The 25,388-nt window shown below is 74.8% G+C and carries 25 protein-coding genes; 16 read left to right on the top strand and 9 right to left on the bottom strand.

Translation table 11 applies throughout. The features are described 5' to 3' along the window. Window positions 1–36: 36 nt before the first annotated feature. Complete coding sequence (locus ABT238_RS32165; protein ID WP_350802253.1) at window positions 37–939, bottom strand: NAD-dependent epimerase/dehydratase family protein; 903 nt, start codon at window positions 937–939, stop codon at window positions 37–39. Between the two features lie 215 nt (window positions 940–1,154). Here ABT238_RS32165 and ABT238_RS32160 point away from each other — a divergent pair, with 215 nt between their 5' ends. From ABT238_RS32160 to ABT238_RS32145, 4 genes are all read left to right on the top strand, one after another. Beyond that, window positions 1,155–2,021 carry a helix-turn-helix transcriptional regulator gene (locus tag ABT238_RS32160; protein WP_350802265.1) on the top strand — a complete coding sequence of 289 codons (867 nt, stop codon included), beginning with the start codon at window positions 1,155–1,157 and terminating at the stop codon, window positions 2,019–2,021. Continuing rightward, window positions 2,018–2,530 carry a contact-dependent growth inhibition system immunity protein gene (locus tag ABT238_RS32155; protein ID WP_350802252.1) on the top strand — a complete coding sequence of 171 codons (513 nt, stop codon included), beginning with the start codon at window positions 2,018–2,020 and terminating at the stop codon, window positions 2,528–2,530. The genes ABT238_RS32160 and ABT238_RS32155 overlap by 4 nt, the downstream gene beginning before the upstream one ends. A 167-nt stretch (window positions 2,531–2,697) precedes the next feature. Next, window positions 2,698–3,597, top strand: coding sequence for a KPN_02809 family neutral zinc metallopeptidase (ypfJ, locus tag ABT238_RS32150; protein ID WP_350571649.1), 900 nt, complete (start codon window positions 2,698–2,700; stop codon window positions 3,595–3,597). A gap of 150 nt (window positions 3,598–3,747) precedes the next feature. Then, complete coding sequence (locus tag ABT238_RS32145) at window positions 3,748–4,113, top strand: hypothetical protein (RefSeq protein ID WP_350802251.1); 366 nt, start codon at window positions 3,748–3,750, stop codon at window positions 4,111–4,113. 125 nt (window positions 4,114–4,238) lie between these two features. On the opposite strand, the gene ABT238_RS32140 is transcribed toward ABT238_RS32145, so the two are convergent. Next, the gene (locus ABT238_RS32140) at window positions 4,239–4,562 is read right to left on the bottom strand and encodes an alpha/beta hydrolase (RefSeq protein WP_350802264.1); all 324 of its coding nucleotides are present in this window, start codon (window positions 4,560–4,562) and stop codon (window positions 4,239–4,241) included. Continuing rightward, window positions 4,457–5,806 carry an alpha/beta fold hydrolase gene (locus ABT238_RS32135; protein ID WP_350802250.1) on the bottom strand — a complete coding sequence of 450 codons (1,350 nt, stop codon included), beginning with the start codon at window positions 5,804–5,806 and terminating at the stop codon, window positions 4,457–4,459. Before ABT238_RS32135 ends, ABT238_RS32140 begins: the two co-directional genes overlap by 106 nt. 609 nt (window positions 5,807–6,415) lie before the next feature. Between ABT238_RS32135 and ABT238_RS32130 the strand changes: the two genes are divergently transcribed. Next, the gene (locus ABT238_RS32130) at window positions 6,416–7,612 is read left to right on the top strand and encodes an IS110 family RNA-guided transposase (RefSeq protein ID WP_502891482.1); all 1,197 of its coding nucleotides are present in this window, start codon (window positions 6,416–6,418) and stop codon (window positions 7,610–7,612) included. 8 nt (window positions 7,613–7,620) lie between these two features. Here ABT238_RS32130 and ABT238_RS32125 read toward each other — a convergent pair whose 3' ends face one another. Continuing rightward, on the bottom strand, window positions 7,621–8,259 hold the full coding sequence (locus tag ABT238_RS32125) for an NAD(P)-dependent oxidoreductase (RefSeq protein WP_350571657.1): 639 nt from the start codon (window positions 8,257–8,259) through the stop codon (window positions 7,621–7,623). A gap of 87 nt (window positions 8,260–8,346) precedes the next feature. Beyond that, window positions 8,347–9,294: an EamA family transporter gene (locus tag ABT238_RS32120; RefSeq protein ID WP_350802248.1), complete on the bottom strand. Its 948-nt coding sequence runs from the start codon at window positions 9,292–9,294 to the stop codon at window positions 8,347–8,349. A gap of 99 nt (window positions 9,295–9,393) precedes the next feature. Here ABT238_RS32120 and ABT238_RS32115 point away from each other — a divergent pair, with 99 nt between their 5' ends. Further along, complete coding sequence (locus tag ABT238_RS32115; RefSeq protein ID WP_350571661.1) at window positions 9,394–9,900, top strand: MarR family winged helix-turn-helix transcriptional regulator; 507 nt, start codon at window positions 9,394–9,396, stop codon at window positions 9,898–9,900. Window positions 9,901–9,969: 69 nt separating this feature from the next. Here the strand turns inward: ABT238_RS32115 and ABT238_RS32110 are convergent, their stop codons facing one another. Continuing rightward, entirely contained in the window at window positions 9,970–10,833 is an 864-nt protein-coding gene (locus ABT238_RS32110; protein ID WP_350571663.1) for a methyltransferase domain-containing protein, read from the bottom strand. Here ABT238_RS32110 and pdxR point away from each other — a divergent pair. From pdxR to ABT238_RS32095, 3 genes are all read left to right on the top strand, one after another. After that, window positions 10,832–12,400: a MocR-like pyridoxine biosynthesis transcription factor PdxR gene (gene pdxR, locus ABT238_RS32105; protein WP_502891481.1), complete on the top strand. Its 1,569-nt coding sequence runs from the start codon at window positions 10,832–10,834 to the stop codon at window positions 12,398–12,400. The two genes, ABT238_RS32110 and pdxR, sit on opposite strands and share 2 nt — an antisense overlap. 148 nt (window positions 12,401–12,548) lie before the next feature. Continuing rightward, window positions 12,549–13,766: a glycoside hydrolase family 3 N-terminal domain-containing protein gene (locus tag ABT238_RS32100; RefSeq protein ID WP_350571667.1), complete on the top strand. Its 1,218-nt coding sequence runs from the start codon at window positions 12,549–12,551 to the stop codon at window positions 13,764–13,766. Between the two features lie 177 nt (window positions 13,767–13,943). Further along, window positions 13,944–14,687 (top strand): hypothetical protein, encoded by a 744-nt coding sequence (locus ABT238_RS32095; RefSeq protein WP_350802246.1) that lies wholly within the window; start codon window positions 13,944–13,946, stop codon window positions 14,685–14,687. Between the two features lie 204 nt (window positions 14,688–14,891). Here ABT238_RS32095 and ABT238_RS32090 read toward each other — a convergent pair whose 3' ends face one another. Continuing rightward, complete coding sequence (locus tag ABT238_RS32090) at window positions 14,892–15,434, bottom strand: hypothetical protein (protein ID WP_350802245.1); 543 nt, start codon at window positions 15,432–15,434, stop codon at window positions 14,892–14,894. A 215-nt stretch (window positions 15,435–15,649) separates the two neighbouring features. Between ABT238_RS32090 and ABT238_RS32085 the strand changes: the two genes are divergently transcribed. The 4 genes from ABT238_RS32085 (at window position 15,650) to ABT238_RS32070 (ending at window position 17,984) form a co-directional block, all read left to right on the top strand. Further along, window positions 15,650–16,477: a nucleotidyltransferase domain-containing protein gene (locus ABT238_RS32085; protein WP_350571672.1), complete on the top strand. Its 828-nt coding sequence runs from the start codon at window positions 15,650–15,652 to the stop codon at window positions 16,475–16,477. 271 nt (window positions 16,478–16,748) lie between these two features. Beyond that, window positions 16,749–17,207, top strand: a complete 459-nt coding sequence (locus ABT238_RS32080; RefSeq protein ID WP_350571674.1) for a hypothetical protein — start codon at window positions 16,749–16,751, stop codon at window positions 17,205–17,207. 199 nt (window positions 17,208–17,406) lie between these two features. After that, entirely contained in the window at window positions 17,407–17,832 is a 426-nt protein-coding gene (locus ABT238_RS32075) for an ArsR/SmtB family transcription factor (protein WP_350802244.1), read from the top strand. After that, window positions 17,829–17,984, top strand: a complete 156-nt coding sequence (locus ABT238_RS32070) for a DUF6126 family protein (RefSeq protein WP_350571676.1) — start codon at window positions 17,829–17,831, stop codon at window positions 17,982–17,984. The genes ABT238_RS32075 and ABT238_RS32070 overlap by 4 nt, the downstream gene beginning before the upstream one ends. A 170-nt stretch (window positions 17,985–18,154) precedes the next feature. Here ABT238_RS32070 and ABT238_RS32065 read toward each other — a convergent pair whose 3' ends face one another. Further along, window positions 18,155–21,196: a cytochrome P450 gene (locus ABT238_RS32065; RefSeq protein WP_350802243.1), complete on the bottom strand. Its 3,042-nt coding sequence runs from the start codon at window positions 21,194–21,196 to the stop codon at window positions 18,155–18,157. Between the two features lie 506 nt (window positions 21,197–21,702). On the opposite strand from ABT238_RS32065, the gene ABT238_RS32060 reads away from it, so the two are divergent. The 3 genes from ABT238_RS32060 (at window position 21,703) to galE (ending at window position 24,782) form a co-directional block, all read left to right on the top strand. After that, window positions 21,703–22,482, top strand: coding sequence for a sigma 54 modulation/S30EA ribosomal C-terminal domain-containing protein (locus tag ABT238_RS32060; protein WP_350802242.1), 780 nt, complete (start codon window positions 21,703–21,705; stop codon window positions 22,480–22,482). A gap of 87 nt (window positions 22,483–22,569) precedes the next feature. Continuing rightward, window positions 22,570–23,037, top strand: coding sequence for a hypothetical protein (locus ABT238_RS32055; RefSeq protein ID WP_350571681.1), 468 nt, complete (start codon window positions 22,570–22,572; stop codon window positions 23,035–23,037). A gap of 725 nt (window positions 23,038–23,762) precedes the next feature. Next, a complete protein-coding gene (gene galE, locus ABT238_RS32050; RefSeq protein ID WP_350571682.1) occupies window positions 23,763–24,782 on the top strand; it encodes a UDP-glucose 4-epimerase GalE in 1,020 nt (339 codons plus the stop codon). A 64-nt stretch (window positions 24,783–24,846) separates the two neighbouring features. On the opposite strand, the gene ABT238_RS32045 is transcribed toward galE, so the two are convergent. Then, window positions 24,847–25,041, bottom strand: coding sequence for an antitoxin (locus ABT238_RS32045; protein ID WP_350571684.1), 195 nt, complete (start codon window positions 25,039–25,041; stop codon window positions 24,847–24,849). Window positions 25,042–25,388 lie beyond the last annotated feature (347 nt).

Below are 25,388 nucleotides of genomic sequence, written 5' to 3'. Positions count from 1 at the left end.
GGGTGCCGGGTGCCGGGTGCCGGGGCGCCCGTGCGCCTACAGCGCGCCCGCGTCGCGGGCCGTCCACACCGATGGGTAGAGCGGGCGCCAGCCGAGCTCGCGGCGGATCGCGGCGGTGGAGACCTGGCTCTCCCAGGGGTCGGCGGGCCCGGCCCCCTTCGGCAGGACGACCGCGTCGGCCTGCGGCGTGTCGCCGGGTGCGGCGGTCCAGGACTCCGGGCGGGGCACGTCGTTGATCCCGTGCAGGTCCCAGGCGGTCACCGGTGCGTCGTCCGCCACGTTGTAGCTGCGCCCCTCCACCCCCGGCGTCACCGCCGCGCCCCACAGGGCCCGCGCCACGTCGGCGTGGTGGACCACGGACAGCCGTTGGTGCGAGGGCCAGCGGCCCGCCCAGTGCAGCGAGTCCGCGAGATGCGGGTCGCCCTCGCCGTACACGAAGGCGGGGCGGACCACGACCAGCGGCAGCCGGTCGCCGAACGCGCGCAGCCCGTGCTCCGCCGCGGCCTTGGAGGCGGCGTAGGCGCCCCAGAGGGCGTCCGGGGCCAGCGGATCGTCCTCCACGGCCGGCCGGCCCAGCCTCCGCCCGTACACCAGGTTGGTGCTGGTGTGCACGAACCGCCGGACCCCGGCTCCGGCCGCGTCCCGCCCGAGGGCGACGGTGGCGTCCCGGTTCACCGCGAAGGCCTCCTCGTCCGGCATCCCGCGCCGCCCGGCGGCCAGGTGCACCACCACGTCGGCGCCCTCCAGGGCCCGCGCCCGGTCGGCCGGCTCCCGCAGGTCGCCGACGACCGCCTGGAGTCCCGCGGCGGTCGCCGCCCGCGCCTGCTCCTCGTGCCGCACCAGCACCCGGACCGCGCCGGGCCCGGTCCACTGCGCCAGCCGCGGCACGAACCGGCGGCCGACCTGGCCGGTGGAGCCCGTCACCAGAAACGTCGTCATCGCTGTCTCAACTCCCTTGCGAGGTGGTCGCTCGTGGTCGGGGCGGCGCCCGTTCGCCCGGTTCACCAGGTTCGCCAGTTTCGCCCGGTGCAGCGGGTGCCGCCCTCCCCGTCACCACCGTGGCGGGGAAGCGGTGGCGGCGGCAGAGACCTCCTCAACCAGGGACCGGCGATCCCTGGTTGAGCGCCCCGCCCGGGGCGGAGGATGGGAGGGTGATCGACCGACCGGCCCTCGCCGACTTCCTGACCCGCCGCCGCGCCGCGCTCACTCCCGCCGACGTCGGCCTGCCGCCCGGCGCGCGCCGCCGCACACCCGGCCTGCGCCGCGAGGAGGTGGCCCAGCTCGCCGGGCTCTCGGTGGACTACTACGCGCGCCTGGAGCAGCGGCGCGGTCCGCAGCCCTCGCCGCAGCTGGTCGCGGCCCTCTCCCGGGCGCTGCGGCTGACCGAGGACGAGCGCGACCACCTGTTCCACCTCGCCGGTCACCGGCCGCCGCGCCGGCACACCCCGCTCACCCATGTCCGGCCGGGCCTGCTGCTGATCCTGGACCGCCTGCACGACACCCCGGCCCAGGTGATGTCGGACGTCGGTGACGTCCTCGCCCAGAACGCGATGGCCGCCGCCCTGTTCGGCGACGTCTCCCAGCGGCCGCCGGAGCGGCGCAACGTCGTCCTGCGTTGGTTCGCCGAGCCCGGGTCCCGCGCGCTCTTCCCCGCCGAGCAGCACGAGGAGCTGGCGCGCGGGCACGTCGCCCACCTGCGCGCCGCCCACGCGGCCCGCCCCGGGGACGCGCACCTGGGCCGGCTGGTGGCACGCCTGCTCGCCACCGGTGAGGAGTTCGCCGCCCTCTGGGCGCGGCACGACGTGGCCGTGCGGCGCAGCGGTCGCAAGACCGTCCTGCATCCGCTGGTCGGCCGGCTCGACCTCGACTGCGAGATGCTGGCCGCCGCGGGTCAGGACCAGCTGCTCCTCGTCCACACCGCGCCGCCCGGCAGCGCGACCGCGGAAGCCCTTGAACTCCTGCGGGTGGTCGGCTGTCAGCAGCTCGACGCCGGGGCGGCCGAAGGCGCGGCGCTCCGGTGAGCCGCGCCCGTTCCGCCTCCGGGGCTTGGTCCCGCGCGGCGTCCCGGGCCGGCTCCGCACGGGCGCGCGGCGTCGTCGTCCCCGGTTCGTTGGAGGCGCTTGAGGGCAACCGGTGGCCCGAACCGGGGGCGGACGCCACCCGGCTGGCCGTCACCGCCCACGCCCTGCGCCGTCGTCCGGTCGCCGACCTCGGCGCCGAGGAACTGCGGTTGCTGATCGGCCAGGACATCGGGCTGACCCACCTGCTTCCGCGCGCGGTCGAGCTGCTCTGCCGTGACCCCCTGGCCGGGGGCGACCTCCACCCGGGCGATCTCCTGTCCGCCGTGCTCGGCCGCGCCCCGGAGGTCTGGACGGCCCGGCCCGGTCTCGCCGCCCGGCTTGCCGCCGCCCTCCGGGGGACGGTGTCCGTCCCGGGGCCGGGCCTCCCGGACGAGGTCCGGCGCCGGGCAGAGGCGTTCCTGACGGCCGGGCACGGCACTCCGCCGGTCTCGGGGGCCAGCAGGGTGTGATGCGGCCGCCACCGCCGGTCACCGACCCCGTCCCGTGTCCGGAAGACCCCCTCTGACCTGCGCGTCCTTCGCCGGAAGCGGCGCGCTGAGCGGCTACCGTGGCCGGGCGGCCGGGCGCGGCCGCCCGGCGCCCCGGGGCGCCGGCCGCACACAAGGGACGGACCGGCATGCAGTTCGACGACCAGGGCGACCTCGACACCTCGCAGGTGGACGACCGGCGCGGCATCCCCGGGGGGAAGGTCGCCGTCGGCGGTGGCGCGGCCGGTCTGATCGCCGTTCTGATCGCGGTGCTCTTCGGCGTCGACCCGAGCATCCTCGGGCTCTCCGACGGCGGCGGCTCGGACGCCGGGTCCGGGGGGACCACCACCGCGGGGGAGGTCCAGCAGGTCTGCAGGACCGGTGCCGACGCCAACCGCCGGCAGGACTGCCGGATCGTGGCCGTCACCAACAGCCTCCAGGAGTACTGGGGCGGGCAGTTGCCCCGCTTGGGCGTCGCCTACCGGCCCGCCGAGACGGTCCTGTTCACCGGCCGGGTCTCCACCGCCTGCGGCGCGGCGAGCTCCGCCGTCGGCCCGTTCTACTGCCCGGCCGACCGGCGCGCCTACTTCGACCTCGGCTTCTTCGACGAACTGTCCACCCGCTTCGGGGCCGGCGGCGGCCCGTTCGCCGAGGCCTACGTGGTCGCCCACGAGTACGGTCACCACATCCAGAACCTGACCGGCACCATGCAGAAGGTCGGGCAGGACCGGCAGGGCCGGGACAGCGCCTCGGTGAAGCTGGAACTCCAGGCCGACTGCTACGCCGGCGTCTGGGCCCACCACGCCACCACCACCCCTCAGGCCTCCACCGGACGGCCGCTGATCAGCACCCTCACCGACCAGGACATCGCCCAGGGCCTGGACGCCGCGGCGGCCGTCGGCGACGACCGGATCCAGAAGCAGGCCACCGGCCGGATCGATCCCGACACCTGGACCCACGGCTCCTCCGACCAGCGCAAGGCCTGGTTCACCACCGGCTACCGCACCGGCGACCCGGCCCGCTGCGACACCTTCGCCGCGCAGCGCTGACCGGCGCAGCGCAGACCGGCACCGCGTCGGCCCGCGCCCGGGCCGCCCCGGCACCCTGTCATCCGTCAGGGACCGCTGCGGGCGGCCCCTTCCTACGCTGCTGAGCACCGGCCGGACACGGACCGGACCAGCACCTGAGGGAGAACCACCATGCGCAAGATCCTGCACGCCGCCGCCGCGCTCGCCCTCGCGGCCGCCGCCGTCACCACGATGGGGGCCTCCGGCGCCCAGGCCGTCGACGGTCCCTGGGACGGCTGCCCGTACGGGGCGGTCTGCATCTACCCGCAGGACTCCGACACCAGCAAGCCGCCGACCGACGTCTTCTGGAGCTACGGCGCCCACAACCTCCGCAACCAGAACGGCTGGCACTGGGTGCTCAACAACCAGTCGGGCGGGGCGCACGCCCACCTGTGCACCGGGTACAACGGCACCGGCTGCGGCGAGGACCTCCCCGCCCAGACGGGCGTCTACGCCGACCTGACGCCGATCAACTCGATCACGCTCGACCGTCCCTGACGGCCCGGCGCCCACCCGACGCCGCCAGCGGTGGGGTCCTCCGGGGGGAGGACTCCGCCGCGGGCGGCCGCGTTCAGGAGCACCACGCGCGCTCGGCCTGCTCCCGGACGCCCGGGGGACGCTGTTCACGCCGCCTCCGGTGACGGACAGGTGAGGTCGGCGGGCGGGATCGTCCCGGTGAGCAGGTAGGACTCCACGATGGAGCGCACGCACGGGTTCGGCCCGGGGTACTGGCCGTGGTCGCCGTTCCCGGTGACCGTCACCAGACGCGAGCCGCGCAGGGCCCGGTGCGCGGAGAGCGCGGCCTCGACGGGCGTCGCGGGGTCGTGCACCGAATTGAGCATCAGCGTGGGCGGCAGGCCCGCACCCGTGACCCGCACCGGGGGCGCCGTGGGCGCCGGCCAGGAGGCGCAGACCGCGGAGAAGGCGAGCGTACGGGCCCCGGCCAGCGGCCGGCGGGCGGTGTTCCCGGTGCCCCGGTCCACCCAGACGGACAGGTCGCGGGTCCACGGGGTGTCGGTGCAGGTGACCGCGAAGTACTCGGCGAGGAACTCCGGGTCGAGGTACTCGCCGAAGACCCGCCGGGCGGTGGTGCGGGCGGCCGGTTCGGCGCCCGGCCAGTCGTCGAGCGCGGCCAGCGCGGTGGCCAGTTGGGTGAAGCCCGCGTTCGTGCGGTAGACGTTCGGATCGTGCCGTTGTCCAGTTGGTTGGGCCCGATGGTGAGCGTGCCGTCGACCAGCGGGTGCTCGTGCGGCGCCGCCCGGCGCGCCTCCCAGCGGGCCTTCACCTCGGCGGCGGTCGTGCCGTAGTGGTAGACGGCGTCCCGGGCGGCCAGCCAGGGCAGGAAGTCCTCCTCGAACCGGCGCTGGAAGCTCATCGGCAGCCGCTGCTCGAACCGCTCCCAGGTGCCGTCGAAGCCGATGACGCTGTCCAGCACCATCCGCTCGACCCGCTGTGGGAAGAGCGTCGCGTAGTACGCGCCGATCACGGTGCCGTAGGACGGCCCGTAGTAGCTGACCCGGCGTTCGCCGAGCAGGGCGCGCAGCAGGTCGAGGTCCCGGACGGCCTGCTCGGTGGTGAGGTAGGGCAGCAGGCCGTCGCTGCGCCGCTCGCAGTCGGCGGCGAACCCGCGCGAGGCCGTGATCACCCGGGCCCGGTCGGCCGGCGTGTCGTCGCGGAAGTCCCCGGCGAAGAACGCCCGGAAATCCTCGGGCGTCTGGCAGACGGCCCGGGTGCTGTGGCCGACACCGCGCTGGTCGAAGCCCACGACGTCGTAGGCGGCGCCGAGCGCGGGCGCGTCCCGGACGAAGCCCGCCGGGCGCCGCAGGCCCGTGCCGCCGGGGCCTCCGGCGGCCGTCAGCAGGGTGCCGATCCGTCGGCCCGGGTCGCTCGCGCGGTGCCGGGAGACCGCGACGGTGAGGTCCGGCCCCCGCCCGGGGTGGTGCCAGTCCCGGGGCACGGTCATGGCGGCGCACTCCAGCGCGGCCTCCTCCGCGCAGGGCTGCCAGTCGAGTCGTTGCTGGGAGTAGCGGGCGGGGACACCGGGGGCGGTCGCTCCGGCGGGCGCCGCGACGGCGTTCGCGGTGCCCGCCGTCTGGGCCAGGGCGAGGACGGCGAGCAGGGCCACGGTGCGCCGGCCGAGGGCGGAGAGCCGGGAGCGACGCCCGGTGCGGTTGGTGGTCCATGTGGTCATGCGTCGATCGTGGCCGGTCGACCGGTCGTGGTCGATCCAGTGGGCACCCGTCTTTCCCCTGGCGCCTGAACCACCTCTGAGGGGGCGTCAGGTGCAGCTGATCCCCCGCCGGGGTGAGTCTTCGACGAGATGGTTGACGGCGGCTGCTCCCTTCCGCCGGGTGGGATCCGTCGAGAGGGGTGAGCGGCCGTCGCGGCGGCCGCTCAGGTCGGGGACCACGAGGAGGGAGTGCACGGATGAGGAGCAGCAGGCCGAGGGCGGAGGCCCGGGCGAGAATCGGAACGGGGAACGGGCGCCGGGCCCGAGCCGACCGGCGGGTACCCCGGGCGCCGCCGGTGCGGGGCGGCCGGGCGGGGATTCAGTGGGCTCTACCTTCTGAGCTCTACCTTCTGAGCCGGGTTGGTCTGGTCATTCGTAGGGTTGGATCACCCAGGGGTGCTGGGTGTGGCTATCAGTGGGCTGCCGTCTCATGGCTTCCGTCGCTTCGCCGCCCGGCGCCCCACGACGACTCGGCCGCCGATTAGGAAGTGCGAGCAAGTCGCTGAGTAGAGCAATGCCGGCGAGGTCGTCCGTGGTACGAACAGCACGAACACGCACGTCAGGAGCATGATGAGCCGGATATGGGCGGGGATCGACAGTGGCAAGGGCCACCACCACGGCCTGGCCCTCGACGCGGACGGCAGGAAGGTGCTGTCGCGGCGGGTCGCCAACGACGAGCCCGAGCTGCTGGAACTGATCGCGGACGTCCTGGCCCTCGCCGGCGGCGAGCCGGTGACGTGGGCGATCGACATGACCGGCGGGGAGCCGGCCCTGCTGCTGAGCCTGCTGGTCGCCCACGGCCAGGAGGTCCTGTACATCCCCGGCCGCCTGGTGAACCGGGCCTCCGACGGCTACCGCGGCGAGGGCAAGACCGACGCCCGCGACGCCTACGTGATCGCCGACCAGGCCCGGATGCGCCGCGACCTGCAGCCCGTCCGTCCCGGCGACGAGGCCGCGATCGAGCTCAAGCTGCTGACCGGACGGCGGGCCGACCTGGTCGAGGACCGCACGCGGTCGATCAACCGCCTGCGCGGCACCCTGCTGAGCATGTTCCCAGCCCTGGAACGGGCCCTGGAGGTGACCAACGCCGGCCCGCTCAAGCTCCTGACCGGCTACCAGACCCCCGCGGCGATCCGCCGCACCGGGACCGCGCGGCTGACGAAGTGGCTCGCCAACCGCAAGGTCCGAAACGCGAGAGCCCTCGCGGAGGCGGCTGTTGAGGCTGCTGAACGCCAGCACACCTCCGTCCCCGGGGAGAAGACCACCGCGAAGCTGGTCCACACCCTGGCCGAGGTGGTGATGGCCCTCAACGAGCAGATCGCCGAGATCGACAAGCTCATCGAGGGCCGGTTTCGCGAGCACGAGCTCGCCGCGATAGTCGAGAGCGTCCCCGGTATCGGCACCGTTCTCGGTGCCGAGTTCCTGGCCGGCGTCGGCGGCAGCCTGGACGGCTTTCCCTCCCCGGATGCTCTGGCGGCGTTCGCCGGCATCGCACCGGCGCCCCGCGACTCGGGCAAGGTCAGCGGCAACCTCCATCGGCCGATGGTCTACCACCGCCGGCTCCAACGCGTCTTCTACACCTCCGCGTTGGTCAGCATCCGCTGCGATCCGAACTCGTGGGCCTTCTACGACCGCAAACGCGCGGAAGGCAAGCGGCACGTCCAAGCCGTGATGGCCCTGGCCCGCCGCCGCGTCAACGTCCTGTGGGCGCTGATCCGTGACCGACGGTGCTGCCACGTCACACCTCCAGTGACCACGGCGGCTTGACAACGACATTAAGAAGCGACGGTGAAGCGCAGGCGGCGGTGGGCGGGGTGCTCGGCCTCGTCGAGGAGGGCGACGGCGAGGTCCTCCATGGAGATGGCCGAGGTGCCGTCCGGGTCGACGAGGAGCTCGTCGCGGCCCAGCCGGTAGCGGCCGGTCCGCTCGCCCGGTTCGAGCAGGGCCGGCGGGCTGAGGTAGGTCCAGTCGACCTCGGTGTCCGCGCGGCAGAGGGCGAGCTGCTCGCCGCAGGCATCGGCGATCGGGCGCAGGGCGGCGGGGAAGTCCGGGGCTTCGGCGAGGGTGGTGCCGCTCCCGCCGGGCAGGGCGAGGCTGCCGGCGCCGCCGACGACCAGCAGCCGCACGCCGGTTCCGGCCAGGCCGGCCAGCAGGCCCTTGGTCGCGGTGGCCAGTTCGTCCTCGCGGCCGGGGGCCGGGCGGGTGGCCGTGACCACCAGGTCCTGCCCGGCGGCGAGGCGGTGGACGTCGGCGGGGTCGCGGGCGTCACCGGTGGCAATCCCGACCGTCGGCGCGAGCCTGTGCGGGCGGGAGGGGTCCCGCAGGACGGCGGTGACCTGGTGGCCGCGGGCGGCCGCCTCGGCCACCACCCGGCTGCCGACGTTGCCGCTCGCGCCGAACACGGTGATGCGCATGGGGAGTTCTCCTGGGATTGGGACTGGGGCTGGGACTGGGATGCGATGGAGAGGAGGTGTCCGGGGGCGCGCCGGACGGTCAGGCGGTCAGGCGGTTTGGCGGGTGCGGGTGTCGGCGCGGTCGGCGGCGGCGCCGTCGGAAGGGGCGTCGGAGGAGGCGGCGACCACCTTCGACGGGGTGCGCGGTCGCTGGGTCTGCGCGGCGACGAGCGAGCCGAGCACGATCAGCGCGCCGAGTGCCTGGACGGGCGCGAGGTCCTGGCCGAGCACGAGCCAGCCGAGGGCGGTGGCGACCACGGGGCTGAGCAGACCGAGGAAGGTGACCGAGGTGGGCGGCAGGGCGCGGATGCCGCGGAACCAGAGCGCGTAGGCGACGGCCGCGCCGATCAGGCTCAGGTAGCCGTAGCCGAGCAGGTTGGCGCCGGTGAGGTGGGACGGCGGCGGCCCCTCGACCAGCAGGGCGACCGGAAGGAGCAGCAGACCGCCCGCGGTGAGCTGCCATCCGGTGGTGGCGAGCAGCGGGGCCGGTGAGGTCCAGCGCTTGGAGAGGACGACACCGGTGGCCATCACCACCGCGCCGCCGAGCGCGGCCAGGATGCCGAGGGCGTCCAACTGGGCGTTGGCACGCAGGACGAGCAGGCTGACCCCGGCCACGCCGGCGATGCCGGAGAGGAGGGTGCGCAGCGAGAGGCGGTCGCCCAGGAGGGCGGCCGAGAGGCCGGCGGCGATCAGTGGCTGGACGGCGCCGACGGTGGCGGCGACGCCACCGGGAAGGCGGTAGGCGGCGACGAAGAGGAGGGCGAAGAAGGCGCCGATGTTCAGCGCGCCGAGGACGAGCGAGCGCCACCACCAGCTGCCCTTGGGCAGGCGGCGGGTGAGGGCGATGAGCAGCAGCCCGGCGGGCAGGGCGCGGAGGACCCCGGCGAGCAGCGGGCGCCCGGGCGGCAGCAGCTCGGTGGTGACCAGGTAGGTGGAGCCCCAGATAGCGGGGGCGAGGGCGGTGAGCAGCACGATGGCGAGTCGATTCCTTAGCACTAAGCCAATGTATCTCAGCGCTAAGGAATCTGGGCGGGGTGTTGGGGGTGGGCTGCTGTGAGGTATCTCACCGCTAAGGCATCGTTTAGGCTGGAGGACATGGCAGAACGCGAAGATCATGTGGACCGGGTGGTGCGGCAGTGGGGCGCGGAGCGTCCCGACCTGGATGTCTCGCCGATGGAGGTGCTCGGCCGCCTCAAGCGGCTCACCCGCCTGGTCGACGCCGAGCTGAAGGAGACCTTCGCCCGGCACGACCTCGACTTCGCCTCCTTCGACGTGCTCGCCACCCTCCGCCGCAGTGGCCCGCCGTACCGGCTCACCCCGACCGGCCTGATGCGGTCCGCGATGGTCACGTCCGGCGCGATCAGCCAGCGCCTCGACCGGCTGGAGGCCCGAGGCCTGGTGACCCGCACCGCCAGCGGCTCCGACGGGCGCAGTCGCGACGTCGCGCTCACCGACGAGGGGTACGCCCTGATGGACCGCGCCCTGCCCGACCACCTCGCCACCGAGCGCCGTGTCCTGGCCGGGCTGGACGAGGCGCAGACCGCCGCGTTCATCGACGCCCTGCGCGTCGTGCTCACCACCCTCGGCGACAGCCCGGAGTGACCACGCGCCACCGCCGGCCGGCGCCCTGCCCCCGCCCGCCGTCGGGGGCCGACCGTCGGGGGCCGACCGTCAAGGGTTGACCGCGACCGCCTTGGAGAAGGTGTAGTGGAAGGTCCCGCCCGGCTCCGCCGCACGGCGCAGCTCGGCGAGGCCGCGGTCGAACGCCTCGTCCGTGCTGAGGCCGGCCCCGATGGCCTCGGCCCGCACCGCCTCGACCATCGCGACGAAGGTGCGCCGGGTGAACCCCTCGGCCAGCGCCGGCCGGGTGGTGTCGGCGTACATCGTGCGCAGGCCCACCGCGACGTCCCGGAAGCCGGCGTCGGTGAGCAGCGGCTGCAGCCGCCGCCCGATCAGGGCGTCCCCGCCGCCGTCCGCCTGGAGCCGGACCAGGTGGTCGACGACCCGCTGCGCGGCCTCGCCGCGCGGGTGGAAGCACGCGGTGCCGTGGTCGCCCTCGATCACGGTGATGGTGCCGCCGGGCCTCAGCACCCGGCGCAGCGCGGCCAGCGCCGCCGTCGGGTCGGCGAGGTGTTCCAGGACGAAGCAGACGAAGAGGTGGTCGAAGGAGGCGTCGGGAAAGGGCAGCCGGTGCAGGTCGCCGTGGTGCCAGTCGACCCGCGCGTCGGGTGCGTGCGCGGCGACCCGGGCCCGCGCCAGCGCCAGCGAGTCCGCCGAGATGTCGGCGGCGGTCAGCAGCACGCCGGGGCTGGTGGCCAGCAGGTGCACCGTCTGCGCACCGACGCCGCAGCCGACCTCCAGGACCCGGCTGCCCGGCGGGTAGGCGGTGCCCGCGTGCAGCAGGTCGGCGAGGGTGTCGGCCTGGTCGCCGAGGCGCCGGGCCTCGGTGGGGGAGTAGCCGTGCACATAGGCGTGGCCGGTGCCGGGGACCGGCGCGGGGCGAAGGTCGGTGGGGAGCGGGGTGTTCGTCGTCATGCCCCCACCCTCCCGGCACAATGGACCGGTGCACAGGTCCAATGAACGGCTGGTCGACAGGTCCACAACCGCCGATGCCGACTTCCTCCAGCTCGACCCCGGCGAGGCCCCCGCCGGCGGACTCGCGGACTGGCTGGCCCGGCGGCTGAGGCAGGCGATCGCCGACGGCCGGCTGCCGGTCGGCAGCCGGCTGCCCGCCACCCGCGTGCTCGCCGCCGACCTCCGGGTCTCCCGGGGCGTGGTCACCGACGCCTACCGCCGGCTCACCGAGGAGGGGCGGATCGCGGGGAGGGGCAGGGGCGGCACCATCGTGGTCGACCCGCTCGTCCGGGCCCCGGCGCACCCGGTACGTCCGATACATCCAGCACCCGGGGCAGTCCCCGCCCCCGCCCCCGCCCCCGACCCCGACGCACCCTTCGACGGCACACCCGTCCCGGCCAGCTTCGACGCCCTGCGCAACGCCCCCGCCCGGATCGACCTCTCACCCGGAGTCCCTGACCTCGCCGCCTTCCCCCGCACCGCCTGGCTGCGCGCCGAGCGCGCCGTCCTGCACGACCTCGCCGCCCGGGACTTCGGCTACGGCGACCCGCGCGGCACCCCCGCCCTGCGCCGCGCGGTCGCCGACTGGCTCGGCCGCAACCGCGGCATCCGCGCCGACCCCGAGGACGTCCTCATCGTGGCCGGGGCCGCGCAGGCCCTGGCCCTGGCCGGCGAGGTGCTCCGCGCGACCGGCCTCGACGCGGTCGCCGTCGAGGACCCGGGCTCACTCGGCACCCGCCAGCACCTCGGCCACCGGATCACCGCCACCCCGCCCGTCCCCGTCGACGCCGAGGGCATCCGGGTCGACGCGCTGCGCGCCACCGGCGCCCGCGCCGTCCTGCTCACACCCGCCCACCAGTTCCCGACCGGCGTGGTCCTCGGCGGCGCCCGGCGGCGCGAGCTGCTCCGGTGGGCGGCGGAGGGCGGGCTCGTCATCGAGGACGACTACGACGCCGAACACCGCTACGACCGCCCGCCGGTGCCCGCACTGCGCGGCGTCCACCCCGACCACGTGCTCTACCTCGGCAGCGTCTCCAAGCTGCTCGCCCCCGCCCTGCGTACCGGCTGGATGCTCGCCCCCGCCCGCTACCGGGACCTCCTGGTCGACGCCAAACGGCTCAGCGACCTCGGCAACGCCGCGCTGCCCCAGCTCGTCCTCGCCCGGCTGATGGACTCCGGCGCGCTGGAGCGCCACCTGCGGCTGCTGCGCCCGCGCCACCGGCGCCGCCGCGACGCGATGACCGCCGCGATCGCCGCCCATCTGCCCGGCGCCGTCGTCCACGGGGCGTCGGCCGGACTGCATCTCCTGGTCACCTTCCCCGACGGCCTGGCCTGCACGGACACCGAGCTCGCCACGGCGGCGCTGGCCCACGGCGTCAAGGTGCAGCCGCTCTCCTGGCACGCCCGGCTGCCGCACGCGCCGGGGCTGGTCCTCGGCTACGCCGCCGGAGCGCCCGGCGAGATCGAGGAGGGCGTCGCCGTCCTCGGACGGCTGCTCCGGGAGGCGGGACGACCACAGTTGGGGTGAGGCTGCTGGTGTCACCTCGCGCGCCCCGCCATCCTGGGCCGGGCGCCCCCGGGCGCCCCGGGCACACTCCGGGCGCACCGTCGTTCGCCCGAGCCCCGAGCCCCGAGCCCCGAGCCCCGACCGCCCGGACCCGACCGAGGGAGGCCGGATGCCGATACCCCGCCGAACCGTCCATGTCGCGCTCCTCGCCCTGCTGTTCTCCGCCCTGGCCCCGTCAGCCCCGCTCGCCCGGCTGGACCCGCCCGGCGCGGGAGACGCCGCCCGGCCGCCCCAGCCCGTCGAGCGCTCGGCCGAACCCGGCGCGACGGCCCCGACACCCCCCATCTCCACGGAGAGGACGCCTCTCGTGCCCACCACCGAATCGCTCCAGCTCGCCGGCCGCCGGGTCATCTACTCCTACTCCGGCGACACCCCACCCGCCGCGCTGCTCGACGCCGTCCGGGCGGGCCGCGCCGCCGGCGTCATCTTCTTCAAGGACAACGTCCCCTCGGTGCGCAAACTCCAGGCCAGCGTCGCCGAGTTGCGGCAGGCGGCGGCCGAGGCCCCGTCCGCGTCCCCGCTCCTGCTGATGACCGACCAGGAGGGCGGGAAGGTCCGCCGACTGCCCGGCGCCCCGGACCTCTCCGCCCGGAAGACCGGCCTGGCCGCCGACCCGGCCGGCGAGGCGGCCCGCTCCGGGGCCGGAGCGGCCGGCACGCTGAGCGAGGCGGGCCTGAACGTCAACCTCGCCCCCGTGCTCGACGTCTTCGACACGCCCGACAACTTCATCGACCACTTCGAGCGCTCCTACGGCCAGAAGCCGGACGTGGTGGCCGAGTCGGGATCCGCCTTCCTGGCCGCCCAGCAGCGCCTCGGTGTCGCCGCGACGGCCAAGCACTTCCCGGGCCTCGGCGCCGCCGCCCGCGAGGAGAACACCGACGAGCGTCCCGTCGTCCTCCCGGTCCCGCTCGCCGACCTCAGGGCCCGCGGCGAGGAGCCGTACCGCGCCGCCATCGCCGCCGGGGTCCGGCTGGTCATGACCTCCTGGGCGGTCTACCCGGCCCTCGACGCCTACCGTCCGGCTGGCCTCTCGCGCACCATCGTCCAGGGCGAGTTGCGCGAGCGCCTCGGCTTCCGCGGCGTGACCATCACCGACGCCCTCGAAGCCGGCGCCCTCGCCGCCTTCGGTGACGTGGGCGAGCGGGCCGTCGCCGCCGCCGACGCCGGCATGGACCTCCTGCTCTGCTCGGCCCGCGACGTCCAGCAGGGCGACGCCGCCGTCGAGGCCCTCGCCACCGCCCTCGACAGCGGCCGCCTCGACACCGCCGGCTTCACCGAGGCCGTCCGCCGCGTCGACGCCCTCCGCACCTCCTTCACCGCCTCCTGACGGCCCCCGGTATCTCCCCTCACCGACTCCGGCGTGCTTCCGGCGTGCTCCCCAGCGAGCTCCCGGCGTGCGCCGGAACCCCGGTGGCGTACCTCGCGCGCCCCGCCGACCGGGCACGCGAAGGTCAGCTACAGGTCTATGATCTGACGACCTGCCAGAGGGTGACGTGGGGGATTCATGGCTCATCCGCAAGGCGCGCCGAATACGGGCAGCCTGATCGACCGATGGGAGGAGCGGGGGTTCGCCGTCGCCTGCGCGCTGGTCGTCGTCGGGTCGACCGTCGCGGCGGTGTTCGACGTGCCGCCGACCTGGCTGATGCCGTTCCTCTTCGCGGCGGTCTACGCGATCCTGCGGCTGCTGCTGCCACTGAAGGGGGCGCAGCGGGAGATCGCCGACCTGCGCCTCGAACTGGCATCGCTGCAACGGGAGTTCCGCTCCGCAGCGTTCTCCCGGGTGGAGCACTACCCGGACGCCGCCGAGTTCTACCGGGCGGCCACCGACTACCTGCGGAAACACAATCCCAGCCATCTCGACACCTGGTACATGAGGATCGGGACCCCGGACACCTTCAGCGACTCGACGCCGGCCTTCGCCGCGTACTTCGAGGCCGTGCTCGACTGGGCGCGGCAGGGCGGGTCCGTCCGTCGACTGTTCTGCTCGGGCCCGTCACCGGAGTACGCGCGCTGGACGGCGCAGCACCGGCAGGACACCCGGGACCTGAGCAGGTATCACATCCGCGAGGTGAGCTGGCCGATCGAGGCGGACCTGATGAGCATGGCCATCATGGGTGACGGGGTGTTCCTCGCCTTCACCACCGACGACCGGGTGGCCGGCATGCGCATCGAGGGCGGCGAGGCGGCGGCCTACTTCCGCTCGTACTTCGACCGGCACTGGGACAAGGGCGCGGACGTGCCGCGCTGAAGCCTGTTGCAGAAGCCCGGGCGTGGGCAGGTCGGTGTGTGGTCCGGCCTGCTGGCTTCATGCGGTTCGGGCGAGGTCGTGCGGGTGGGCGACGGCCTGTGCCTCGTGGTGCGGGCCGAGGCGCTTCGCGATGCGGCCCGCCGTCGCCGTCGAGATCCCGAACAGTGGCGCGAGCCGCCGCGACCGCAGCCCCGTGAACGCCTCCTAGAGGTGGCCCTTGGGGGCGGTGAGGCGGGTGGACCACTCGTGTTCGGCGAGGGCGAGGCCGCGTTCCAGTGTGTCGAGGACGGCCGGGCGGCTCACCGACGCCACCGTCGGCTCGTGGCGGGCCTCGGTGCCCCAGGCGGGGCCGCCTCCGTCGCGTACCCGGCAGACGAGGTGCAGGCGGTCGCCGTCGGGGAAGGCGAAGGCCGTCACCTCGTCGGTGCACTCGCCCCACTCCAGGAAGGCACACCGTGCGAGTGCCTCCTCGGTTCCGGACGAGGTCCCGGTGCGGGAGCCGTCGTACATCCACCTCTCGGCGGTGAGAAAGGACTCGGACGGCGAGGTGAACCCCGTCGGCAGCGCGGCCGGCGTGCGGAAGCGGCCGAGCTCGTCCTTGAGCTTCTTGACCAGCAGTGGTGGGTAGAACGCGTTGTCCCACGTGTTCACGTGGAGCCCGCCGACGAAGACGTCGACGCACAGCAGTCCCGGGTCCTGTTCGATGGGGAACTCCAGACCGAATCCGGTCCGCGATCCGACCAACACGTCAACCTCCCCGGCCCCGGCCCCGGCGGGACACCCGTCGCGGGCCGACCCTACTGGACCGGCCCCACTGATCCGCGTTCGGTGCGGGGTGGCGCGGGAGTGGCGCGAAAAGGGGTGAGGGTGGCGTGAAGAGGGTGCACGGGTGGCCAACACGCGCCGATGCTTAGCGGAAACGAGCGGACACGGAGGGTCAGCAAGATGGCAGGCTTTTCGCCGTGACTGTGCACCCTCTCGTACACGAGATCGCCGATGCCTATCTGTCCCTGGTCGACGCCGCCGCGCCCGGACTGGTCGAGGGCCTGTACGTGGTCGGCTCGACGGCCCTGGGCGACTTCCACCCGGCGCGGAGCGACATCGACTTCGTGGCCGTGACCGCCGACCCGGTGACGGGGGAGCAGCTCGCCGGACTGGAGCGTGCGCACGCCCGGCTCGCGGTCCGCTACCCGCGCCCCGCGTTCGACGGCCCCTACCTCACCTGGCACGAGCTGGCGGGCTCGCCGGCGCAGGCGGCGCCGGGGCCGCACGTGTTCGGCGGGACGCTCCGGCGCCGGGTGCGGTCCGACCGCACACCGGTGCTCTGGCACACGCTGGCACGCCAGGGTGTCACGCTGTGCGGGCCGCGGGCCCAGGAACTGATGATCGACACGGATCCGCGGGAGCTGGCCGCCTGGACGGTCGGCAACCTGGAGGAGTACTGGCGCCCGTGGTGGCGGCGCTCCTCGCGGCTGGTGTCGGGGCCGGGGCTGGCCTGCCTGAACGGGCGGGGGCCGGCCTGGGGTGTGCTGGGGGTGAGCCGGCTGCACTACACGCTGGCCACCGGGCGGATCGCCTCCAAGCGCGGGGCGGGCGAGTACGCCAGGGTGGTGTTCGACGAGCGGTGGCGCCGGATCGTGGACGAGTGCCTGCGGGTCCGTGAGGACGGGCGGCAGCGCTCGCTCTACCCGAACCCGTTCGTCCGGCGGGCCGACGCGCTCGCGTTCATGGACATGGCGATCGAGAGTGCCCGGCGGCTGGGGGCGGATCGCCTGCCCCTGGGGGAGTGACCGGCCGCCCAAGCCGAAGCCCAGGCCGAAGCCCAAGCCCAAATCCAAGCCCAAATCCAAACCCAGGCCCAGGTCCGGGCCCGGACGCCGACCAAGATCGTTATTGCGCCATCGAAGGCCGGTTTCCAGTCTGATCATCGACTGTTTGGATCTTGGTCCTTTTCGGCATTCGATTCCCCTGTCAGAGTTCTGCCGTGCCACATGTGACATGTCACATGTGGCACTCAGAAGCCCTTGTCAACGAAGAGAAGAAACGAAGAGGAGCGGGATCATGCGGATGAACCGACTCACCCTGACGGCCGCCGGGATCGCCGGAGCGGCGGCGCTGCTGGCGGTTCCGGCCCAGGCGAACGCCGCGCAGGCGACCACCACCGGCACCACCGTGACCTGCGGCGCGTCCGGCCTGCAGGCCGGCCTGTCCACCAAGGTCTGTGCCGAGGTGACCGGCGACAGCGTCCAGCTGTACGGCCAGATCAGCCTGGCGGGCCCGCCGACCCCGGGCACCACGCCGCAGACCGTCGAGCTGCTGACCGGCCTCTCCGGCCAGGTCGTCGGCGGCGCGTCGCTCGGTTCGGTCAGCGGCCGGACCCTGTTCACCGCCAGCACGGTGAAGGTGCCGGGCGTCGGCGGGACCGTGCCGTGCGGCTCCACCGTGCACGGCAGCTTCAGCGTCGCCACCTTCCCGTGGTCGCCGGCCCCGGTGACCGTCGACGTCGTGGTGCCCTGCTGATGACGCGGTCGCTGTAGACCGGTGGCAAATGGGGCGGGCCCGGGGTGCTGGTGACCCCGGGCCCGCCCTGCTCCCTTCCCGCTCGTGCGCGGGCGGACGACCGTGACGACTTGAAGAAATCTTCATCTGCAACGATGATGCTTCCCGCCGAACGGGCCGAACCAGGCCCCATCCAGAGACGTGCAGGGAGAGACGGACGATGCCGGTCCCGCTGTACCAGGCGAAGGCGGAGTTCTTCCGCACGCTCGGGCACCCGGTGCGCATCCGCGTACTGGAACTGCTCCAGGACGGGCCGCGGCCGGTGCGCGAGCTGCTGGCCTCGATCGAGATCGAGCCCTCGAACCTCTCCCAGCAGCTCGCGGTGCTGCGCCGCACCCAGCTGGTCACCGCGACCCGCGAGGGCAACACCGTCGTGTACGCCCTGAGCACGCCGGACGTCGCCGAGCTGCTGCGGGCCGCGCGGCGGATCCTGACCGAGCTGATCACCGACCAGGGGGCGCTGCTCACCGAGCTGCGGGCGCCGGAAGCCGGTGCCGCCGGTGCCGCCGGTGCCGCCGGTGCCGCCGGCGCCGCGCCCGAGGCGAGCGATGACCGGCCCGTCGACCGAAGGAGTGCCCGGGCATGAGCGAGAACACCGGCGGGGCGGAGAACGAGGCCACGCGGGAGGAGAAGGCGCGGCGCAAGGCGATGCTGATCCGGGCGGGCATCTACATCTTCGCCACGCACCTGTTCGCGGGGTTCGTCCTGCTGCTGTTCGCCCTCGGCGACCGGAAGTGACCGGACCGGAGGCGAACGGACTGGAAGCGACCGGACCGGGGGCGAACGGGCCCGGCCGGACCCGGTAGCACGGGACAGGCAGGACAGGACGGGGCGGGACACGACGACCGGTCCCGGCCGGGGAGCGGCCGGGACCGGTTCGCCGCGGTGCGCCGGCCGCCGGGCCGGGATCAGCGCGGGGCGTCCTCCCCGGTGTAGCGGCGGCTGGTGCTGGTCCACGCGTAGACGCCCTCGACCAGTTCCCGGGTGCCGTCGAGGTACCAGCGGCCCGCGGGGTGCCGGAGCAGCAGGCTGCGGCGCAGCGTCTCGCTCTCCACCGTCAGCCCGGCGATCCGGGCCCCGACCGCCCTGGCGGCCCGGCTGCGGGTGCAGCCGCGGATCCGTTGCAGGGTGAGCACGGTGTTGAAGGCCGCGACGTTCTGGCGTTCCTCGCGGTCGGCCGAGTAGAGGTCGTTGATCAGAGTGGCCGCGTCGGCGGTGTTCGCGCGCAGGCGGTGCAGGGCGGGGTCGGCGTGCAGCCCGGCCGGTGCCTCGCCGCCGTGGACGTGCTCCAGTATGTCCATGAACGGGTAGAGACAGCTGGCATGGCGCCGCAGCCGAACGGTCTCGGCCAGGTCGGGCTGGGTGCGGGCGGCCCGGTGGGCGGTCTCCGCGAGGAAGGTCTCCAGACAGGAGCGCCACTCGGCGGCGGCGCGCCGCCGCCAGCCCGGCGGCATGGGGGCGCTCTGGCGTTGCCACAGCTCCCGCCAGGCGTCGAGCAGGTGGGGTTGCGACGTACCCGTGGGAACGGGCCGGCCGTCCAGCACGGCGAGCAGCGGCTCGACGATGGCGCGGGCCTCGGCGGGGTCGCGGCCGGGCGGGCCGTCGAAGCGGTCGTCGAGGATGGTGAACCAGCCGAGGATGTCGATCAGCAGGTCCAGCTCGGTGCCGCGGGCGCGCGGGTAGGAGTGGCCGATCAGCTCGGGCAGCGCGTAGGTGTGGTACCGCGCGAGGTCCTCGGGGGCGAGCAGACCGTGGGCGAGGGCCCAGTCGCTGTGCCGTGCCGCGGCGGCGCGCAGCTCGCGGGGGGCACGCAGCTCGCCGGGGGCGCGTGGCTCGCCCAGCGGGCGCAGGACGTCGGGCACGCGCCGGGCGGCCGGGCGGGCCGCCGGGGCGGTCGGTGTCTCGGGACGGAGCGGCAGCGCGGTCCGGGGGACGGCGGTGATCTGCCGGACCGCGGTGACCCGGCGGGCCGTGGCGATCTGCCGCACGGTGGTGACCGGCCCGAGGGTGGTGACCGGTCCGAGCGTCGTGAGCGGTCCGAGGTAGGTGACCGGGCGTACGGCGAGGGCCGGGTCGACCGTGATGCTGCGCGTGGTCGTGCCGGTCCGGGGGCCGCCGGTGCGCGCCACCGTGCGGGCCGAGGTCCGCAGCGCGCTCGCCTGCGGATGCTCGGTGGCGGCGGACCGGCGGTTGGCGAGGGAGGACTGGGCGGGGAGCACGGTCGACCGGCGCGGCCCCGCCGGACCGGCCGGCGCGGCGGGGCCGGTGGACCCGGTGGACCCGGGAGCGCCCGCCGGACCCGTCTCACCCGGCCGCGGACCGCGCGGACCGGATTCGGGCCGGCGCGGGCCGATGATCGGGACGCACTGGGCGGGCGCGTCGTCATGGCCGGCCGACGGCGTGCGGCGCGGGCCGACGGCGTGCGGGGCGCGGCCGCCGCGCGGCGTGAGCCGCACGCGCAGGCCCTGGGCCTGGACGGTCGTCCACACCACCTCGCGGGCCCGGGACCCGGGCAGGGCCGTCGGGCGCCAGCGGCGCAGGATGGCGGCGGCCGCCACCGTCAGCTCGGCCCAGGCGAAGGCCTCGCCGATGCACTTGTGCTTGCCGGCGCCGAACGGCAGGAACGCCTGCCGGGCGACGCCCCCGCCGCCCTGGCCCCGTGCCTGGCCCGTGCCGTACCAGCGGCCGGGGTGGAAGCGGAGCGGCTCGGGGTACAGCGCGGGGTCGCGGTGGATCGCGGTGAGGCTGTAGAGCAGCTCGGTGCCGGCCGGGACGAGGTACCGGCCCAGTTCGACCGGCACGGTGGCGGTGCGCATCAGGAAGGCGTTCGGCGCGTGCAGCCGGACCACCTCCTGGGTGACCGCGCGGGTGTAGGTGAGGCGGGCGAGCGCCTCCGGGGTGGGCACGGTGCCGGCCGGGAGGTGCTCGTCCAGCTCGGCCAGGACGCGCGCCTCGATCCGCGGGTGGCGGACCAGCTCGTCGATCAGCCAGGTGAGCGTGGTGGAGACGGTCTCGGTGCCGGCACCGAACATGGTGATCGCCTCGGAGCGGACGTCCGCCTCGGTGAGCGGCCGGCCGGTGGCGGGGTCGACGGCGGCGCGCAGCAGCGCGGGCAGGGTGGTCCCGCGCCGTCCGGCCGCGCCGGTCACCGGGCACCCGCCGCCGAACGGCGAGTGCGCCGCGGCGCCGGCCGCGGTCCCGCACGTGCTTCCGGTCGCCGTGCCGCCCACGGTCCCGGCGGAGGTGCCGTTGACGGCCTGGTCGACGACCTGGTTGAGCACCCGGACCGCCGCGTCGAAGCGCCGGTTGACCGGCAGCGGCAGCCGGGCGAAGGCCCGGTGCGGGTAGAGCGACTGGACGATCTGGCCCTTCACCATGTCGGGCAGGGCCCGGTGGAAGGCGAGTGTGGCGTCCTCGCTCAGCCGGGCGTCGAACAGCGCCCGGGTGACGATCTCCAGTGCGAGGTGGTTCATCTCCTTGGCCACGTCGAGGACCTCGCCGGGCTGCCAGCGCGCGGCGCGCTCCTCGGTCACCTGGTGCATGACGGCGAGGTACTCGGCCATCCGGTCCGGCCCGAAGGAGGGCTGGATGATCCGGCGGCGGTCGCGGTGGGCGCGGCCCTCGGACATCAGCAGGCCGTCCCCGAAGGCGGTCTTGAGGGTGTCCTGGACGGCGCCGCGCGGGCAGTCGTGGGCGAGGGCCACCAGCAGGGTGTGGACCAGCCCGGCGTCGGTGACCACGCAGACCGTGCGCGGTCCGAGCCGGATCCGGACCACCTCGCCGTGCTGGGCGAGCGAGCCGAGGAAGCCGAGCGGGTCGCGCAGCAGCGCGGGGGCGTGGCCGAGGCCGGGGACGGCGCCCGGGGCGAACGGGGGGAGGGCCGGGCGGCGACCCGCCGAGGCGGTTCTGGGCGGGGCGGACGGTCTGTGGGTCTCGTTCGTCAGGATCATGACATCACCTCTCACCAGATGGACCGGGGGGACGGACCGGTGGGACGGCCCGGCGTGACCGGCCGGGTGTCGGACCGGTCGGCCGGCCCGGCGCTGCGGTACCACCGGAGCCGCCGCCGCGACAGCCGGGATTCGGGGGCCTGTGGACGCAGAACCCCGCGCGCGCCTTGGACAGAGGGCGCACGCCATGGGAAACGCGCCGGTCCCGCGAGCGTTGCGCCGTACTCGGATGGATCACTCCATTGGTGGAGTGTCCTCAAGGTCTGTGCGGCGTGTCCCGATGATGGCGCCCCGGCGGACGCGGGCCGCGCACCGGGTCGCGCGCCGGTCGGCACACCCGTCCGCGCCCCCCTCGGGAAACTCATCGCGAAACCCCTCGGACACCTCCTCGGACACCTCTTCGGGCACTCGCCGGGGCCGTCCTGCCTGGCAGGCAGGGCCTTTCGGCCCTCGGCGGGACGGTGCACACAGGTCCAGCATGGTGCGGAACCAAGGAGGACCCTCTGATGACCCGTCTGCGCCACCGGCCCGCCCTCGACGTCCGTCTGGAGATCCGGGGCGAACTGCCCCGCGAGGACGCCGAGTACGCCCGGGCCCGGTCGCTGGCGCTGATCACGGACCTCGGGCCGGACGCGCACGCCGTCCGGCTGCGGCTCACCCGGCCGCGCGACCGGTCGGTCACCAGGCCCGCCGTCGCCCAGGCCTCGGTGGACCTCGACGGTGCCGGCCGGGTGCGGGTGGAACTGGCCACCGTCACGGTGCGCGAGGCGGTCGACCTGGCGCTCGGCACCCTGGCCGGGCGCGCGGTACGGCTGCGCGAGCTGGGAGACGTAGGCCTGGCCTCGGCGTTCGAGAGCTCCTACCGGCCGCAGTACGCGCGGCGCCCGCTCGCCGAACGGCGGATCGTCCGGCACAAGTCCGTGCGACTGGCCCGCCGCACGCCCGAGCAGGCGGTGCGCGAGATGCTGGCGCTGGACTACCGGTTCCACCTCTTCTCGGACGCGCTGACCGGCCAGGACAGCGTGGTCCACCGCAGGCCGGGTGGTGGCGGGTTCCGGCTGGTCCGGGCGCACTCCACGGTCCGGCTCGGCGGCTCGGGGCTGCCGCTCACCGAGAGCCCGCACCCGGCGCCGCGGCTGGAGCCGGCCGAGGCCGCCCGCCAACTCTGGCTCACCTGCTGGCCGTTCGTGTTCCACACCGATCCCCGTGACGGCCGCGGCCGGGTGCTCTACCGCCGCTACGACGGTCACTATGGCTTGATCACGCCGATAGCCGGAGCCCGCTGACGGGCAGGTAATGATCGGCACGGGCTGACCGGTACACGACCGACAACGGACGAGCACACCCTCAAGCTCTGGACGGGAACTGGGACCATGGACTGCGAAGAAGTCATGCTGACCGTCAGGATCACGGCTGCCGAGCGGGCCCTGCTGCGCGAACTCGCGCGCGGCCACGGCACCGACGTGTCGGACGTGGTCGTGGACGGTCTGCTCGACGTCATCCCCGGCCTGCACGTCCTGCCCACGCTGCCGGCCGGAGCGGTGCTGCCCGGCGCCGCCGGGGACCTGGGCATGTCGCGGCTGCTGCGGGTGCTGCACCGGCCCGCCCCGTGCGCGGTGACCCTCTGGCTGCCGGCGCCGGTGGCCGACCTGCTCCCGCTGGTCGGCGAGCGGATCGCCGCCGTCAGCGGGCTGCGGATCGGCCCGGCGAGCGCGGCGCTGGCCGCCGCCCTGCGGTTCTGGCTGACCGGGGACCCGCAGCGGCTCGCCGCGGGCCTCGCCGGCCTGCACCGGCACGGCGCCCCCCGCCTCGCCGTGCAGCGGCTCGACGTCGCGGCCTGACGGCGCGGGCGGGCGCACCCCGGTGGGTCCGGTGGGTCCGGCGGAACCGGGTGGAACGAACGGAGCGGGCCCGGCGGACCGTCCGGTTCCGGCCGGTCGGCGCACGCCGCGACCGGAGGGCGGCTGGGTGATCGAGGGCGCGTACGGAGGCGTGCCGGGGGCGGCCGGGCGCTCGTGACGCCTCGTCGGTCCGCCGCCCGGTGCGGGCCGGACGGACACCCGCCCGATGGTCGACGGACCGTCGGGCCGGGCGGGGCCGGAGCGGTTCCTGGGGGTCAAGTGGCATGTCCTGGACGGGAAATTAGCTGGTCAGAGCTCTGGTCACGACCTGCGCGCAGGTCTAGCATTCCGGTCACGGCAACCGGCGTCCGGACCTCCGGACGACCGGTGCGGTGGCCGCCACCACCCCCTGCCGGGGAGCGTACACCCCCCGAGTACGCTCCCCGGCGCCGCTGTGTGCGCGGTGCCCGCCTTCCCGCGCCCGTTCCCGGCGCTGCCGCGGTTCGTCCGCCCCGCGCTCGGTCGCTGCATCGCCCGGCGCGCACCCCCGCCGCCCTCGGTGCGCGCCCCCAGCGGGGCGCGCGCGCTCGCCGCGCGCCCTGGGGTGCGCCGAGGCTGGGCGCCGGACGGTCCACCGTTCGGGGGAACCGGCGCATGCGAACCGGTCGTCCACCACCCCGACGGGCATCACCGGGTGCCCGACCGAGGGAAAGGAGCGTCCGGTCATGCGCAAGGTTCTGATCACCGGCGGGGCGGGCTACATCGGAAGCACCGTGGCGTCGGCCCTGCTGGACGCCGGCATCACCCCCGTCGTCCTCGACGACCTCTCCAAGGGCCGGCCCGAGTTCGTCGAGGGCCGGGTGTTCTACCGGGGCGACATCGCGGACGCGGAACTGGTCGACCGGATCTTCGCCGAGCACCCCGAGATCGACGCGACGCTGCACTGCGCCGCCCGGATCGTCGTCCCCGAGTCGGTCTCCCGGCCGCTGTTCTACTACCGCGAGAACGTCGGCAAGACCGTCGACCTGCTGGAGTCGCTCCAGCGCAACGGCTGCACCCGGGTGGTCTTCAGCAGCTCGGCCTCGATCTACCGGCCCACCCCGACCGGCCGCGTCGACGAGTCCTGCCCGGTCGAGGCGAACAGCCCGTACGCGCGCACCAAGCAGATGATGGAGCAGGTGCTCCAGGACTGGACGCGCGGCGAGGGGGCCGGCGGGACGCGGGTCATCGCGCTGCGGTACTTCAATCCGATCGGCGCCGACCCGCAGCTGCGCACCGGGCTGCAGGACCTCGCACCGACGCACGCGCTGGGCAAGTTGATCGAGGCGCACACCAACGGCACGCCGTTCACCATCACCGGGACCGAGTGGGAGACCCGGGACGGTTCGGGCATCCGCGACTACATCCACGTCCAGGACGTCGCCGAGGCCCATGTCGCCGCGCTGGTCCGGTTCGACCGGGTGATCGCCCCCGGGGCCGCCGAGCGCTACCGGGTCGTCAACGTCGGTACGGGCGACGGCACCACCGTCCGCGAGCTGGTCGCCGCCTTCGAGCAGGCGATCGGCGCGAAGCTGGACGTCCGGGAGGCCGAGCCTCGGCCGGGCGACGTGCTCGGCTGCTACAGCGATGTGACGGCCGCGCGCGACCTGCTCGGCTGGACGGCGCGCCGGACCATCGCCGAGGGGGTCGAGGACGCGCTCGCCTGGCGGTCGCACTGGGCGTCCCGCCTGGCCGCCACCGTCTGAGCGATCCTTCGGGACACCGACCGGCGCCGCCCCCGGACCGCGTCCGGCCGGGGGCGGGGTGCCGCTACTTGGACTCGTCGAGACCGTTGATGAAGCCCTTGGCCTTGTCGGCGGCGGTGTCGATCTGGCCGCTGTACTTGCCGTCGGTCTTGTCGTCGATGACGTCGGCGACCTTGTCCAGGCCCTGGGTGATGGCGCCGCTGTGCTCACGGGCGAGGTCGGTGGCCTTGTCGGCGAGGCTCTTGAGGTTCTCGAACATGATGGTCCTTCTGTTCGTCCGGCGCGGTTCGTGGCCATCCTAGCCGCCGCTGACCTGGTGTTTCTCCGGTGCGGAGGCCCGGCGGGATGACTTCGCGGGGGTGGGTTTGTATGCTCCTGGCTTGCTCTACAGGATTGTAGAAATTTGCTGGCGGCACTCGGAAGGGGTGTGGGGCATGACCGGGCGACGAGCGAGAACCTCGGACCGGGAGGCGGAACCGCGCCCCGGCGCGTCACCCCTGCCCGGCCCGCGCCGTGCCGGCCCGCGCAGTGCGGGCGAGCGCCGTGGCGCCGGGCGCCGGTAGGGCGTGCAGGGGGGGGCGCAGCGGGGCCACGGGCGGGGCCGGC

It is taken from the genome of Kitasatospora sp. NPDC001527, from assembly GCF_040298605.1.
GTDB lineage: Bacteria > Actinomycetota > Actinomycetes > Streptomycetales > Streptomycetaceae > Kitasatospora.
The sequence above is the reverse complement of the archived record's forward strand: the minus strand, read 5'-3'. Positions and strand labels throughout refer to the sequence as shown.

Coding starts and splice junctions, on each gene's coding strand:
- ABT238_RS32165 (WP_350802253.1), bottom strand. CDS start 939: ATGACGACGTTTCTGGTGACGGGCTCCACCGGCCAGGTCGGCCGCCGG.
- ypfJ (WP_350571649.1), top strand. CDS start 2,698: ATGCAGTTCGACGACCAGGGCGACCTCGACACCTCGCAGGTGGACGAC.
- ABT238_RS32145 (WP_350802251.1), top strand. CDS start 3,748: ATGCGCAAGATCCTGCACGCCGCCGCCGCGCTCGCCCTCGCGGCCGCC.
- ABT238_RS32135 (WP_350802250.1), bottom strand. CDS start 5,806: ATGACCACATGGACCACCAACCGCACCGGGCGTCGCTCCCGGCTCTCC.
- ABT238_RS32130 (WP_502891482.1), top strand. CDS start 6,416: ATGAGCCGGATATGGGCGGGGATCGACAGTGGCAAGGGCCACCACCAC.
- ABT238_RS32125 (WP_350571657.1), bottom strand. CDS start 8,259: ATGCGCATCACCGTGTTCGGCGCGAGCGGCAACGTCGGCAGCCGGGTG.
- ABT238_RS32115 (WP_350571661.1), top strand. CDS start 9,394: ATGGCAGAACGCGAAGATCATGTGGACCGGGTGGTGCGGCAGTGGGGC.
- pdxR (WP_502891481.1), top strand. CDS start 10,832: ATGCCCCCACCCTCCCGGCACAATGGACCGGTGCACAGGTCCAATGAA.
- ABT238_RS32110 (WP_350571663.1), bottom strand. CDS start 10,833: ATGACGACGAACACCCCGCTCCCCACCGACCTTCGCCCCGCGCCGGTC.
- ABT238_RS32100 (WP_350571667.1), top strand. CDS start 12,549: ATGCCGATACCCCGCCGAACCGTCCATGTCGCGCTCCTCGCCCTGCTG.
- ABT238_RS32095 (WP_350802246.1), top strand. CDS start 13,944: ATGGCTCATCCGCAAGGCGCGCCGAATACGGGCAGCCTGATCGACCGA.
- ABT238_RS32080 (WP_350571674.1), top strand. CDS start 16,749: ATGCGGATGAACCGACTCACCCTGACGGCCGCCGGGATCGCCGGAGCG.
- ABT238_RS32075 (WP_350802244.1), top strand. CDS start 17,407: ATGCCGGTCCCGCTGTACCAGGCGAAGGCGGAGTTCTTCCGCACGCTC.
- ABT238_RS32070 (WP_350571676.1), top strand. CDS start 17,829: ATGAGCGAGAACACCGGCGGGGCGGAGAACGAGGCCACGCGGGAGGAG.
- ABT238_RS32065 (WP_350802243.1), bottom strand. CDS start 21,196: ATGATCCTGACGAACGAGACCCACAGACCGTCCGCCCCGCCCAGAACC.
- ABT238_RS32060 (WP_350802242.1), top strand. CDS start 21,703: ATGACCCGTCTGCGCCACCGGCCCGCCCTCGACGTCCGTCTGGAGATC.
- ABT238_RS32055 (WP_350571681.1), top strand. CDS start 22,570: ATGGACTGCGAAGAAGTCATGCTGACCGTCAGGATCACGGCTGCCGAG.
- galE (WP_350571682.1), top strand. CDS start 23,763: ATGCGCAAGGTTCTGATCACCGGCGGGGCGGGCTACATCGGAAGCACC.
- ABT238_RS32045 (WP_350571684.1), bottom strand. CDS start 25,041: ATGTTCGAGAACCTCAAGAGCCTCGCCGACAAGGCCACCGACCTCGCC.